This window comes from Marinobacterium aestuarii (genome assembly GCF_001651805.1).
GTDB classification, from domain to species: domain Bacteria; phylum Pseudomonadota; class Gammaproteobacteria; order Pseudomonadales; family Balneatricaceae; genus Marinobacterium_A; species Marinobacterium_A aestuarii.
The window spans coordinates 3419627-3433208 of sequence record NZ_CP015839.1 but is presented as its reverse complement, the minus strand read 5'-3'; the positions used below and the strand labels follow the sequence as shown (position 1 = coordinate 3433208).

Genomic DNA, 13582 nt, shown 5'->3' with positions numbered 1-13582 from the left:
CTACCCGGTCTAGTATGCAAGCAACGAATAGGAGGTGCATATGTCTGACGCAATTTACGGTAACTACATCGATGGCAACTGGGTTGAGGGTAGCTCAAGCGTTGCCAATATCAGCCCGTCCGATATCAGTGATCTGGTTGGGCACTATGCGCAGGCCGATGCCGCTCAGACTGAGCTGGCGATTGAAGCCGCCGTGCGTGGCCAGGAAGCCTGGGAGCAGAGCGGTCTGGAACAGCGTTATACGGTACTGATGGCCGTTGGCGACGAGCTGATTGCCCGCAAGGATGAGCTGGGCCGCCTGCTGGCCCGCGAAGAAGGCAAGACCCTGGCCGAAGGCGCGGGTGAAGTCTACCGCTCCGGTCAGTTCTTCCACTATTACGCCGCCGAAGTGCTGCGCCAGATGGGCGAAACCGCTGATTCTGTGCGCCCCGGCGTAGAAATCGAAACCCGCCGCGAACCTGTTGGCGTGATCGGTATCATTACCCCCTGGAACTTCCCGATGGCCACCGGTGCCTGGAAAATTGCACCGGCGCTGGCCTTTGGTAACGCCGTTGTCTTCAAGCCGGCCAACCAGGTTCCGGCCAGCGCCTGGGCGCTGACCGAAATTATCTCCCGCCAGGGCCTGCCCGCAGGCACCTTTAACCTGGTCATGGGTCCGGGCTCTGCGGTGGGCGATACACTGATTCACTCCAGGCGTATCAACGCCCTGACCTTTACCGGTTCGCTGGAAACCGGCCGCAAGGTCGCCGCCGCCACCGCGGTGAACCTGGTCAAGTGCCAGCTGGAAATGGGCTCCAAGAACGCCCTGGTGGTACTGGATGATGCGGATCTTGAGCAGGCGGTCGAATGTGCCGTCAGCGGCGCCTTCTTCGGTACCGGGCAGAAGTGCACCGCGTCCTCGCGCCTGATCGTGACCGAAGGCATTCATGACCGTTTCGTGGACGCTGTGATCGAGCGTCTGAAGCTGATTCGCGTCGGCAACCCGCTGGAAGAGGGCGTGCATATAGGTGCTGTGGCCGATGCCCGTCAGCTGGAGCAGAACCTGCGTTACGTTGAGCTGGCCAAGCAGGAAGGTGCCCGTCTGGTGTTTGGTGGCGAGCGTATCCAGGCGTCCACCGAAGGTTACTACATGCAGCCGGCGCTCTTCGTCGACAGCACCAACGCCATGACAGTTAACCGCGAAGAGGCCTTCGCGCCCCTGGCCTGCGTGATCAAGGTGAAGGATTTCGAGGAAGCTCTGGCGACCCTGAATGACACTGAGTTCGGCCTGACCGGCGGCATCATGACCCAGTCACTGAAATACGCCAGCGAATTCAAGCGCCGCGCCAAGACCGGTTGCGTGATGGTGAACCTGCCAACCGCTGGCACCGATTACCACGTGCCCTTCGGCGGTCGCAAGAATTCCAGCTTTGGTCCGCGGGAGCAGGGCAGCTATGCCCGCGAGTTCTACACCGTCGTCAAGACCACCTATATCCGCGCCTGATCAGGCGGTGAAGGCGTGCTCACTGCGGCTCCGGCCGGGGTGAGTATCGCCCCTAATTAGCTGTTTTTTACCTTTTTGCGGGGGCCATCCGATGCATAACGAACTGATAGTGATCGACGGTCTGCAGTATTCCCACTGGGATCGCGGCATTTTCGAACAACTGCGTGAAGGCGGAGTGACGGCGGTACACGTGACTATCGTCTACCACGAAAACGCCCGTGAAACTCTGACCCGTCTGGGAGAGTGGAACCTGCGTTTCGAGCAGCACGGCGATCTGATCATGCCGGTGCGCAATGCCGGTGATATCAGACGCGCCAAGGCGCTGGGCAAGGTCGGCATTATATTCGGCGCCCAGAACTGCTCCCCGATCGAGGACGAAATTGCCCTGATTGAAGTGTTCCGCGAACTGAATCTCATGATCATGCAGCTGACCTATAACAACCAGAGCCTGCTGGCGACCGGTTGCTATGAGTCCGACGACAGCGGTTTGACCCGCTTCGGCAAGCAGGTGGTCGGCGAGATGAACCGCGTCGGCATGATTGTGGACATGTCCCACAGCGCCGAGCGCAGCACGCTGGAGGCTATCGAGTATTCGCAGCGCCCGATCGTGATCTCCCACGCCAACCCGGATTTCTTCCACGAAGCCAAGCGCAACAAGTCCGACAAGGTGCTGCAGGCGCTGGGCGAATCAGGCGGACTGCTGGGCTTCAGCCTGTATCCGTTCCATCTGAAGAACGGCTCGGACTGCAGCCTGGATGATTTCTGCGACATGGTCGCACGCACCGCCGACATCATGGGCATCGAGCAGATCGGTATAGGTACCGACCTGTGTCAGGACCAGCCGCTGTCGGTGCTGGAATGGATGCGCAATGGTCGCTGGTCCAAGGTCATGGACTACGGCGAAGGCTCCGCGGCCAATTCGCAGTGGCCGCAGCCGCTGTCCTGGTTCCGTGACAGTCGCGACTTCCCCAATATCACCGCAGGGCTGCTCAAACGCGGTTTCAGCGCCGAGGATGTGGCGCGGATCATGGGGCTTAACTGGCTCAACTTTCTTGATCAGGGGTTGCAGCCCCAGGGCTGAATTCGACTGATCAGGTGATTCTTTCCCATATGGGAATATCTCAGGAGGCTAGCATGAATAACAACAATCCGGCCCCGGCAGCGCACGCCACTGCGTCGCTCCCCAAGCAAAAACTGCTGGCAGATGTGGATCTGCCGGTGTTCTGCCTCAGCGGCGGCGCTTTGCTGCTGTTCGTGGTTTTCGCGCTCTATGACATCGATCTGATGTCAGCCTGGGTCAACAGTGCCTTTGCGGCCTCGACCAAGCTGTTCGGCGCCTATTGGCAGGTGCTGTTGCTGCTGACCTTCGTGGTTGGCCTGTGCCTGGCGATTGGGCGTACCGGTGCCGTGGTACTGGGCGGCATCAAGGTGCCGGAGATATCCACCTTCAAGTGGATCTGCATCATCATGTGCACCCTGCTGGCAGGCGGTGGTGTCTTCTGGGCCGCGGCTGAGCCCATGGCGCACTTTACCTCGCCGCCACCGCTGTTTGTCGGTGCCGGCAATGAGACAGGTACTGCGCAGGCGGCCTATAACGCCCTGGCCCAGAGCTTCATGCACTGGGGTTTTCTGGCCTGGGCTATCCTCGGCAGCCTGACCGGCATCGTTTACATGTACCTGCACTATGAGAAGGGGCTGCCGCTCAAGCCGCGTACCCTGCTGTATCCGGTGTTCGGTGACCGTGTCATGACAGGTCCCTTCGGCACCCTGGTGGATTCCTGCTGTGTGCTGGCGGTGGTGGCCGGCACCGTGGGACCGATCGGCTTTCTCGGTCTGCAGGTCAGCTTCGGGCTGGAAAAACTCTTTGGCATTCCGGATACCTACAGCACCCAGGTCGCTATCCTGGTGGGTCTGATGGCGATCTATACGCTGTCCGCTGTCAGTGGTGTGACCAAGGGTATTCAGTTGCTCAGTCGCGCCAACGTTATTCTGGCGGTCATTTTGATGGCCTTCATCCTGTTCTTCGGACCCACGGCCTTTATCATCGACGGCTTCCTGCAGGGTTTTGGCCTCTACCTGGACAAGTTCATTCCCATGGCGACCTTCCGTGCAAGCCCCGGCTGGCTTGACTGGTGGACGGTGTTTTTCTGGGGCTGGTTCCTGGGCTATGGTCCGCTGATGGCGATGTTCGTTGCACGCATCTCCCGCGGCCGTACCATCCGCGAGTTGGTGCTGCTGATCTCGGTGGTGGCGCCGGTGATTACCTGCTTCTGGTTCACCATTGTCGGTGGCAGCGGCCTGGCATTTGAGCTGGCCAACCCCGGCGTCATCTCCGAACCCTTTACAGGATTCAACCTGCCGGCGGCCTTGCTGGCGATCACCGAACAGCTGCCCATGGGCTTCGTTATCTCGGTGCTCTTCCTGATTCTGACCACCATCTTCGTGGCCACCACCGGCGACTCCATGACCTATGCGGTGTCCATGGTCATGACCGGCACCGATCATCCGCAAAGTGCGGTGCGGGTCTTCTGGGGCATCATGATGGGTGTAGTGGCGGCGCTGCTGATCTCCATCGGCTCCGGCGGTATCTCGGCGCTGCAGTCCTTTATCGTGGTGACCGCTGTGCCGGTTTCCCTGGTGCTGCTGCCGTCCTTGTGGACGGCACCCAAGATTGCCCTGCAGATGGCGCGTGAACAAAAGCTGATTGATTAAAAGCAGGGGAGTGGGGGCGGCTGTTGCTGGCCCCGCATCCCTGTGTGTGTACTTTAAAATACGACTCGGGAGCCCCAGGGCCTATGAAACAGATTGTCAAAACCGACCTGTATGCCTCCAAGGCGCCGCTGGAATGGGCGGTGATCGGTAACGGAACTCTCTACACAGCGCAGATTCCCATCGACACGGCCGGCCAGGTTGTCGAGGGTGGTATTGAAGCCCAGAGCCGCCAGACGATGGATAACCTGAAGCACACCATCGAGGCTGCCGGCCTTGGCATGCAGGATGTAACCCAGGTGTTGATCTATGTGACGGATCGAGCCTTTCTGCCGGTATTCAATCAGGTCTACGGGCAGTATTTCAATGCACCTTATCCTAACCGGGCAGCCATGGTTATTGCAGGTCTTGCCCGGGAGGAAATGCTGGTCGAAGTGGTGGCCTATGCGGCCGTTCCCAGCGTCTGATCAGTAGCGTTAAATGGTTGGCGATATTGTGATCATTTTTGCGTACCGCCGCTCCCCTGGGGAGCGGCGGTTTTTTCGTTCTGGAGTTGAGTGTGCTGCTTAGCGCCGGCCATTGCCCGAGTTATGCCCCGAGCCGGTTTTGGGCTTGGGTTTGGGCTTTTGGGCTGCCTTGCGGGCGATTTCATTCATCAGGCCACTGATATCCAGACCCTGGCTGGCCGCCAGCTGATCGACACTTGCGTACAGGTTGGTGGGCAGTGGCCGGACACCTGGGGTGGTTTTGGCGCGCTCTTTCGCTTCCTGCTCCTGACGTTCCTGGTGCTCCTTGTCCAGGCGCATTTGTTCCAGGCGTGCCTGTTCAAGGCGTTCTTGTTCTGCGGCTTTTTCCTGCGCCATTGTCTTTATTTTCGCCTTGAGTTTGTAATCAAGGTCGAGAAGTTCTTCCATGCTGAGTGACATGAGCCACTCGGTTATATTGTCATTGCTCATCAATGTCCGGTTTTTTTGCGTAGCAGCGAGGGGCGAAAATGCCTGTCGCCTATTATGGAAGGGTTGGGCAAAAAATACAGGCTTTTAGCGCCTAAAATCAAGCGCGGATTTATCAGGGTCCCAGCATTGGGTCGTCCTTCGCCATGACGGGTGATTTCGAGGGGTGCCGGTTTTTTTGCGGGTCTGTGTTTACTTCCTGAACACTGTTTAGTAATCTCGCCTTTATTCCTGAACACTGTTTATTAAACAATTGATCTGCGGAGGCAGTCATGGCCCGACGCCGAGAACATTCCCGTGAAGCGCTCACCGAGCTCGCGCTCTGTGCCGCCGAGCGCCTGCTGGACGAGCAGGGCATAGCGGTACTGAGCACCCGTCGCATCGCGGCGGAGATTGGCTATTCGGCCGCAACCCTCTATTCGGTATTCAGCAGTCTTGATGATTTGTGCTGGCAGCTGAATGCCCGCACCCTTAAACAGCTGCTGGATGAACTTGATGCGCTGGGCGAGCTGGCGCCGCGCGAGGCACTCAAGGCCTATGCGCTCTGTTATGTCGCCTTTGCGGCCCGCTGGCCCGAGCGCTGGAGTCTGCTGTTTGAGCATCGAACACCCGAAACGCTGCAGGTGCCGGCCTGGCTGAATGAGTCTATTGGGCGGCTGTTTTCGCAGTTGGAGCTTTGCCTTGGCGAGCTGGCGCCAGAGGTCTCTGCAGAGGAATTGGCACTGACCGCCCGTACGCTCTGGAGTGGCGTTCATGGTGTGGCGGTTCTGCAGCTGCGGGACAAGCTGTTTTTGCCGCCCCAGGGCAAGCAGGAGCAGATGCTGGTAACCCTGGTGGATTACCACCTGGATGGCTGGAGATTGAACAGGGAGAGCCGGACATGAGTGAACTTTTCAAGCTGCGCGGGTTTCTGGCCTTTGTGTCGGTGGCCTTTATCAATGCCTTTGTGGATCTGGGTCACAAGATCATTATCCAGAATACCCTGTTCAAGACCTTTGACGGCCAGCAACAGATACTGCTGACCGCCGTCGTCAATGGTCTGATCCTGCTGCCTTTCATCATGCTGTTCACGCCTGCGGGCTTTATCTCGGACAAGTACCCCAAGCACCGGGTGATGCGCTTTTCTGCCTGGGCCGGGGTGCTGGTGACACTGCTTATTACCCTGTGTTATTACCAGGGCTGGTTTGTTGCGGCCTTCGGCCTGACCTTTGTGCTGGCGTTGCAGAGTGCGTTTTACTCGCCGTCCAAGTACGGCTATATCCGCGAACTGGTGGGAACCAGTCGTCTCAGTGAGGGTAACGGCTGGATTCAGGCGGCTACCATGGTGGCGATACTGTCGGGCATAGTCGTGTTCTCGCTATTGTTTGAGATGCGCCTTGAAGGGCTGCTGCAGTTGCCGCAGGACCCCGCCGAAGTGGTGCAGAAAATTGCGCCGCTGGGCTGGTTCCTGGTGGCGGGTGCGGTGCTCGAAACCGTGCTGGCGCATCGCTTGCCGGCGCTGACGCAGACCGATAACAGTCTGCAGTTTGACTGGCCGGCGTACAGACGTGGCCGTACCCTTGCGAACAACCTGTCCCATATCGCCGGTATCAGGCCTATCTGGCTGTCGATCATTGGCCTGGCGACCTTCTGGTCCATCAGCCAGGTCATGCTGGCGGTGTTTCCGGCCTTTGCCAAGGAAACCCTGGGCGAGCAGAACACCTTTGTGATTCAGGGCACCATGGCGCTGGCGGGCATCGGCATCATGGCAGGCTCCATGCTGGCCGGGCGCATGTCGCGCCACCATATCAATACCGGCCTGATTCCGCTGGGTGCCGGCGGGGTGGCGCTGGGGCTGGTGCTGTTGCCCCATGCCGCGTCCCTGGGCTTCTCGGCGCTGCTGTTTCTGATGATCGGTCTGTTCGGTGCCCTGATGATCATTCCGCTCAATGCCCTGATTCAGTTCAATGCCGATCGTCACGATAGCGGGCGCATTCTGGCGGGCAACAACTTTATCCAGAATGTGGCCATGCTGAGCTTCCTCGGCCTGACCGTGCTCTGTGCCTATGCCGGCATTTCCGGACTCTGGCTACTCTACGGTCTGGCGCTGCTGGCCGTGGCCGGTGCCGTGTTCGCCATCATTACCCTGCCTGAGGCGCTGATTCGCCTGATAATGGCGGCAGTACTCAAGCGCAAGTATCGCCTGCAGGTGCTGGGGTTCGAGCATATCCCCGAGGATGGGCGCGGCACCCTGCTGCTGGGCAATCATATCAGCTGGCTCGACTGGGCCATGGTGCAGATGGCCTGTCCGCGGCATGTGCACTTTGTAATGGAACGCAGTATTTACGAGCGCTGGTACCTGCGCGGCTTTCTCGATCTGTTTGGCGTTATACCGATCTCCGGTGGCAACAGCCGTGCGGCGCTGGCGCGGGTCAGCGAGTTGCTGCAGGCGGGCAAGGTTGTGTGCCTGTTTCCCGAGGGTTCCATCAGCCATACCGGCCAGCTGGGGACCTTCAAGAAGGGTTTTGAGCGCGCCTGCGAAAGCATTGCCGCAGATGCAGGGGCGGTGATAGTACCCTTTTATCTACGCGGTCTTTGGGGCAGCCGCTTCTCGCGCTCAAGCAGTCGCTTGCAGGCGAGCCGCCGCAACGGCCTGAAACGGGATCTGATTGTTGCTTTTGGCGCGCCGGCACCGCTGCACAGCACCGCCGAGCAGGTGAAAAAGCGCGTGTTCGAACTGTCGATCCATGCCTGGAACTGCTACACCGATACCCTGGAAACCCTGCCCAAGGCGTTTATCCGCACCGCGCGCCAGGCGCCGGCCGAGTGGGCTATCAGCGATGTGCGCGGCACGCCCATGGGTTATGGGCGTCTGCTCTGTGCCTGTGCGCTCTTTAGTCGGCGCTTCAAGCGCACAGCGGGAACCAATATCGGCTTGTTGCTGCCGACCTCCAGCGCCGGTGCCATTGCCAATATGGCGGCCCTGATGGCCGGCAAGGCGCTGGTGAATCTGAACTTTACCGCCTCGCCCCAGGCGCTGCTGGCTGCGGCTGACCAGGCGGGGCTTGAAACTATCGTCACGGCACGGCAGTTTCTGGTGCGCCTCGAAGCACGGGGCATCGATACCCAGGCGTTGTTTGCCGGGCGTACGGTGCTCTATATGGAAGACCTGAAGGAGTCCTTCGGCAAGTGTGAGTCGCTGGCCATGCTGGCGGCGGTGCAGCTAATGCCCGTAACGCTGCTGCAGGCCTGGTTGTGCCGGCGCGCCAGGGTCGATGATACCGCGGCGATTCTGTTTTCCTCCGGCAGTGAGGGCGCGCCCAAGGGGGTGATGCTGAGTCACCGCAATATTCTGTCCAACATCAAGCAAATTGGGGACGTGCTCAATGTGCGTGATGATGACTGCTGGATGGCGACGCTGCCGCTGTTTCATGCCTTCGGCCTGACGGTCACCTGTCTGCTGCCGCTGATCGAGGGGATTCCGGTGGTGTGTCATCCGGACCCCACGGATGCGGTGAATATCGGCAAGGGAGTGGCGCGTTTCAGGGCGACCCTGATGTGCGGCACCTCGACCTTCATGCGTCTGTATGCCCGCAATCGCAAGCTGCATCCGCTGATGTTCCAGTCTCTGCGGCTGATGGTGGCCGGCGCCGAACGGCTGGATCCTGCGGTGCGTGATGCCTTTGAGGCGCGCTTTCATGTGCCGGTGCTGGAGGGTTATGGCTGTACTGAAACCACACCTGTGGCCACGGTGAATCTGCCGGACCATCTGGATACCCGCTGGTGGACGGTGCAACACGGCAGCCGCGATGGCACTGTGGGGCTGGCATTGCCGGGGTCCACCGTGCGTATTGTGGATCCGCAAACCCTGGCGGAGCTGCCCACCGGTGAGGCAGGCCTGGTGCTGATCGGTGGCACCCAGATCATGCGGGGCTATTTGAATGATCCTGAGCGCACGGCGGCGGCTATTATCGAGCGCGACGGGCTGCGCTGGTACAACACCGGCGACAAGGGCCGGCTGGATGAGGAAGGCTTTCTCAATATCCTGGATCGCTACGCCCGCTTTGCCAAGATCGGCGGTGAGATGGTCAGCCTGCAGGGAGTGGAAGATGCCGTAGCCGCGAGCCTCGATACCCAGGACTGTGCCCTGCTGGCCGTGGCGCTGCCCGATGCCCGCAAGGGCGAGCGTCTGGTGCTGTTGATGGCGGCTTCGGAGCTGGAGCCCGAGCAGGTGCGCAGTCAGTTAATGCAGACAGTGATGCCGCTGATGCAGCCATCCGAAATCTATGCCGTGGACGAGATCCCGCTGCTCGGCAGTGGCAAGCGTGACTTTGGTGCTGCGCGAGCGCAGGCGCAGCAGCTGAGTGAGGCGGCCGGCAATGCAGTAGCGGCAGTCGGTTAGGCGCGGTTGTGGCCCTGTGGTAATTGGGCATTGGTTCCATGGCTGCACTGGACGGCAGCGTTTAAAACGTGAATAATTCCCGAGCAAAAGAGTAGGGTATAGCATTGTGTTTGATAAATTATTTGGTCGCCGTCAGGCGACAGGAGCGGAGTCCCCCATGCAGCAAACCCGCGCACGCATTGAAGCAGTCCTGAGTCAGCATCAGGATCCCTACCTGGGCACGGATCTGGCCAGTGCCGGCGCCCTCAGTGGCGTACGCGAAGAGGGCGAGCGTATCGTCGTTAGCCTCACGCTGGGCTACCCCTGCACCGATATCCGCGCGGCTCTGAGCACCGAGCTTGAACTGCGCATCAAGACAGAAACGGGCCTCGATGCCAAGGTCGAAATCCAGCAGGATATTAAGCCGCACCAGGCGCAGCGCAATCTGCGCAACCTGGATGGCGTGCGCAACATTATCGCCGTGGCTTCCGGCAAGGGTGGGGTGGGCAAATCCACCACCACGGTGAATCTGGCGCTGGCGATGGTTCAGGCCGGTGCACGGGTGGGCATTCTTGACGCCGACATCTACGGTCCGAGTCTGGGACTGATGGTGGGCGTGGCGCCTGGCGTGCACCCTGATTCCGATGATGAAAAATACTTCAAGCCGATTCAGGCGCTGGGTATGCAGACCATGTCCATGGCCTACCTGATCGATGAAAACACGCCCATGGTATGGCGCGGCCCCATGGTCAGTGGTGCCCTGCAACAGCTGCTGACGCAGACGCTGTGGGATGATCTGGATTACCTGTTTATCGACATGCCCCCCGGCACCGGTGACATTCAGCTGACCCTGTCGCAGAAGGTGCCGGTTACCGGTTCCGTGGTGGTCACCACGCCGCAGGATATTGCCCTGCTGGATGCCAAGAAAGGTATCGAAATGTTCCGCAAGGTCGATATTGCGGTGCTGGGTGTGGTGGAAAACATGAGCACCCATGTGTGCAGCAACTGCGGTCATGAAGAGCATATCTTCGGTGCCGGTGGTGGCGCCCGCATCGCCAGCCAGTACCATACCGAACTGCTCGGCGCTCTGCCGTTGTCACTGCAGATTCGTGAGCAGACCGATGCCGGCAAGCCGACGGTTATGGCTGATCCGCAGGGACAGGCCACCCAGACTTATCTGAAGATCGCGCGGCGCGTGGCCGGCAAGATAGCGCAGCGCAATGCAACCCAGGGCAGCGCCTTTCCGAATATATCGGTGCAGAACGACTGATTCGCAGCCGGTAAAACCGGGGCGGCGGCGGGTTACAGCGACAGCGAACCCGCGGTGCTGCTCCTACTGGCCTGTTCAGCCGGCTCGCAAACCGGTAGAATACCGCGCCATTCAGATTTCACGACATACGGACAACCTATGGGAATCAAATCCGATCGCTGGATTCGCCGTCAGGCGCAAGAGTGCGAGATGATTACACCGTTCGAGCCAGGTCAGGTGCGTCATACCGACCGCGGACCGATCGTCTCCTATGGCACCTCGAGCTATGGCTACGACGTGCGCTGCGCCGATGAATTCAAGATCTTTACCAACATCAACTCCACCATCGTTGACCCCAAGGACTTCGATGCCGGCAGTTTTGTTGATGTAAAATCTGATGTTTGCATTATTCCGCCCAACTCCTTTGCGCTGGCGCGCACGGTTGAGTATTTTCGCATTCCCCGCGACGTGCTGACGATTTGCCTGGGCAAGAGCACCTATGCCCGCTGTGGCATCATCGTCAATGTCACGCCGCTGGAACCTGAATGGGAAGGGCATGTGACCCTGGAGTTTTCCAATACCACGCCGCTGCCCGCCAAAATTTACGCCAATGAAGGCGTGGCGCAGATGCTGTTTCTGGGTGCCGACGAAGTGTGCGAAACCTCCTACAAGGATCGCAACGGCAAGTACCAGGGGCAGACCGGCGTAGTAGTACCTCGAACATGAATACCGGCAGTGCGGTCGATCCGACTCAAATCATGAAGCACAATCGCGAACAGATTAATGACTTCTGGCAGCAGGTTGAACAGACGATCGACCTGCTGCTGCACAGTCAGCAGGAAAGCCATTTCGAAGCCGATATGCTGCTGAATCAGTACAGCGATATCCTGCGCGAGATTGATTCGAACCTGACCTTTCACTTCGAGCGTGATGAAGATGAAGGTCCGGTGGAAATGATTTTCGGCTGTGATGGTTATCCCGAATCCATCGGCATGGTGCTGAGCCTGGTGGGCGCGGCACCCAAGCTCAGTGGCATTCAGTTCAAGGCATTCAATCACCGTTATGATCCGGTACCCGGGTTTATCAATGTCGGTGACGAGTACTGCGAGCTGACCGACTACTGGTTTGCCCTGCGTCTGGTGGATGCCAAGCTGCGCCTTGAAGTTTACATGGATGACGTGCCCAAGGAGCTGGATCTGGATCCGCGGGTTGAAGCGGTGATGATCTTCCTGGATGCGCTGATCGGCGAATATGAGCTCATGACCCGCATCTGGAGTCTCGACTGGCTCGAGCGCCCGGCTGATCCGCGCGATTATGGCCTGCGCCCGCTGAGTGAGTTGCGTGAAGTCTTTGATCGGAACAAGACCGCTGTGGCACCTATCGGCATGACCATGCACTAAGTCTGTTTGCCTTGGTGCCAGTGCGGTGCCGGGTTCTGCGAATAACATAAAGGCGCTGTACCTTTCGGGCAGCGCCTTTATTGTGTCTGCTCTACTGTGAGCATGGGGGTATTTCTATGTGCGCATATTTATACCGTTATCTAAATACTGGCTAGCGCTAAACCCCGCTCATCACCAGGTTCTGATCCTGAATTGACGTGACCCCGCAAAAGTGGACACATGCTTAGACCACCTGCTCGAACGTCGCAGACATTGCACTGTTTCCCTAAACTCGCAGGCATAGCCTCGAAATTCGCCTGGGGCTCATTTCCCGGAATTCGCTTCGCTCATTTCAGGCTGCGGCCGTGCTGGTTGGCGCCAATCACTGGTCTTCAGCATGCTCTGATCACGAATCACGAATCACGAATCACGAATCACGAATCACGAATCACGAATCACGAATCACGAATCACGAATCACGAATCACGAATCACGAGTCACGAATCACGCCTTGCTTCTTGTCCCGCGAGTTCCGCAGCCCCAGCCTGACTTAATGCAGCTGGGGCTGTGTCTGGTTTTCATCCGGCAGGATAAGGTGGCCGCTGCTGTCCCGGGCCAGGGCGCCGCGTTCAGACGCCAGCTCCAGCAGTTGCTGCAGCAGCATGTGAGTCAGATGGCTGCTGATAATGATGCCCGCCGGTGGGTCGCCGTCGAACAGGTCGGCATCCACCATATCGTCGGGCCTGAGACCCAGCAGGAGCGGATTCTCGGCGACCAGCGGTGCTATGTCGTCGGGTGCAAACACAGAAAATTCCGATGAGGTCTTCAGGGCCAGCTGGTAGGCGTCGTGGACTTCGTTTTCAAGCAGTCGGCTGTATTCGGCTTCCGCCGCCTGGAACAGCTGTGTCAGGCTACTGACACCGGGCTTTCCGGCGTTTTCCAGTGCTCTTGGCGAGCGGCTGTAGTCGACCACCGGTGTCTGGGCGCTCTGCTGACCGAGTTCATCGTCATCCACCAGGATGTTGCCGCTATCGTCGACATTCAGCCAGTCGTTTTCCACCGCTACTGTCAGCAGCCCATCGAGGGCCGCAGCCATGATATTGCAGCAGATAATGACGCCCACGGCGGGGTTGTCGCGCTCGCCGGGATCCTGCACCAGATCGCTGGCTCGGGCGGCCAGCAGGGTGGGGTCCTCATCGATAATGCGCGCCAGGGCATCGCCATCAATATGCAGTTTTTCGTGACACAGGCGCTCGGCAGTGAGGTACGGCTGCTGGCAGCCGTTGTCCTTCATTTCCTGCACATAGGCTACCCGTACTTTTTCCAGAATTCGGGTTAGCAGGTTGCTCATGTCGCTTCTCCGGTGGCTGGATTGCGTAATCCAGCGGTTGCGCTAATGTTTTAGTACGCGTGGTCGATTGCCTTCAGTATGCACTTCGCCTGTGCTGA

The 13582-nt window shown here is 59.1% G+C and carries 11 protein-coding genes; 9 read left to right on the top strand and 2 right to left on the bottom strand.

Annotated features, from left to right (window positions below; all coding sequences use genetic code 11):
- Positions 1-40: 40 nt before the first annotated feature.
- The 4 genes from A8C75_RS14965 (at position 41) to A8C75_RS14950 (ending at position 4659) form a co-directional block, all read left to right on the top strand.
- Entirely contained in the window at positions 41-1483 is a 1443-nt protein-coding gene (locus A8C75_RS14965) for an aldehyde dehydrogenase family protein (RefSeq protein WP_067384055.1), read from the top strand.
- Positions 1484-1574: 91 nt separating this feature from the next.
- Positions 1575-2564, top strand: coding sequence for a dipeptidase (locus tag A8C75_RS14960; RefSeq protein ID WP_193788199.1), 990 nt, complete (start codon positions 1575-1577; stop codon positions 2562-2564).
- Positions 2565-2617: 53 nt separating this feature from the next.
- Positions 2618-4195: a BCCT family transporter gene (locus A8C75_RS14955; protein ID WP_067384052.1), complete on the top strand. Its 1578-nt coding sequence runs from the start codon at positions 2618-2620 to the stop codon at positions 4193-4195.
- A gap of 83 nt (positions 4196-4278) precedes the next feature.
- The gene (locus A8C75_RS14950; RefSeq protein WP_067384049.1) at positions 4279-4659 is read left to right on the top strand and encodes a RidA family protein; all 381 of its coding nucleotides are present in this window, start codon (positions 4279-4281) and stop codon (positions 4657-4659) included.
- Positions 4660-4758: 99 nt separating this feature from the next.
- Here A8C75_RS14950 and A8C75_RS14945 read toward each other — a convergent pair whose 3' ends face one another.
- A complete protein-coding gene (locus A8C75_RS14945) occupies positions 4759-5148 on the bottom strand; it encodes a hypothetical protein (RefSeq protein WP_067384046.1) in 390 nt (129 codons plus the stop codon).
- Positions 5149-5417: 269 nt separating this feature from the next.
- Between A8C75_RS14945 and A8C75_RS14940 the strand changes: the two genes are divergently transcribed.
- From A8C75_RS14940 to A8C75_RS14920, 5 genes are all read left to right on the top strand, one after another.
- Entirely contained in the window at positions 5418-6029 is a 612-nt protein-coding gene (locus A8C75_RS14940) for a TetR/AcrR family transcriptional regulator (RefSeq protein WP_067384043.1), read from the top strand.
- Entirely contained in the window at positions 6026-9526 is a 3501-nt protein-coding gene (locus tag A8C75_RS14935; protein ID WP_067384040.1) for an acyl-[ACP]--phospholipid O-acyltransferase, read from the top strand. Before A8C75_RS14940 ends, A8C75_RS14935 begins: the two co-directional genes overlap by 4 nt.
- A 157-nt stretch (positions 9527-9683) precedes the next feature.
- On the top strand, positions 9684-10775 hold the full coding sequence (apbC, locus tag A8C75_RS14930; RefSeq protein ID WP_067384037.1) for an iron-sulfur cluster carrier protein ApbC: 1092 nt from the start codon (positions 9684-9686) through the stop codon (positions 10773-10775).
- 138 nt (positions 10776-10913) lie between these two features.
- Positions 10914-11480: a dCTP deaminase gene (gene dcd, locus A8C75_RS14925; RefSeq protein ID WP_067295970.1), complete on the top strand. Its 567-nt coding sequence runs from the start codon at positions 10914-10916 to the stop codon at positions 11478-11480.
- Positions 11477-12154 (top strand): hypothetical protein, encoded by a 678-nt coding sequence (locus A8C75_RS14920; RefSeq protein ID WP_084784094.1) that lies wholly within the window; start codon positions 11477-11479, stop codon positions 12152-12154. Before dcd ends, A8C75_RS14920 begins: the two co-directional genes overlap by 4 nt.
- A 529-nt stretch (positions 12155-12683) precedes the next feature.
- Here A8C75_RS14920 and A8C75_RS14915 read toward each other — a convergent pair.
- Positions 12684-13484, bottom strand: a complete 801-nt coding sequence (locus A8C75_RS14915) for a hypothetical protein (RefSeq protein ID WP_067384034.1) — start codon at positions 13482-13484, stop codon at positions 12684-12686.
- Between the last annotated feature and the right edge of the window lie 98 nt (positions 13485-13582).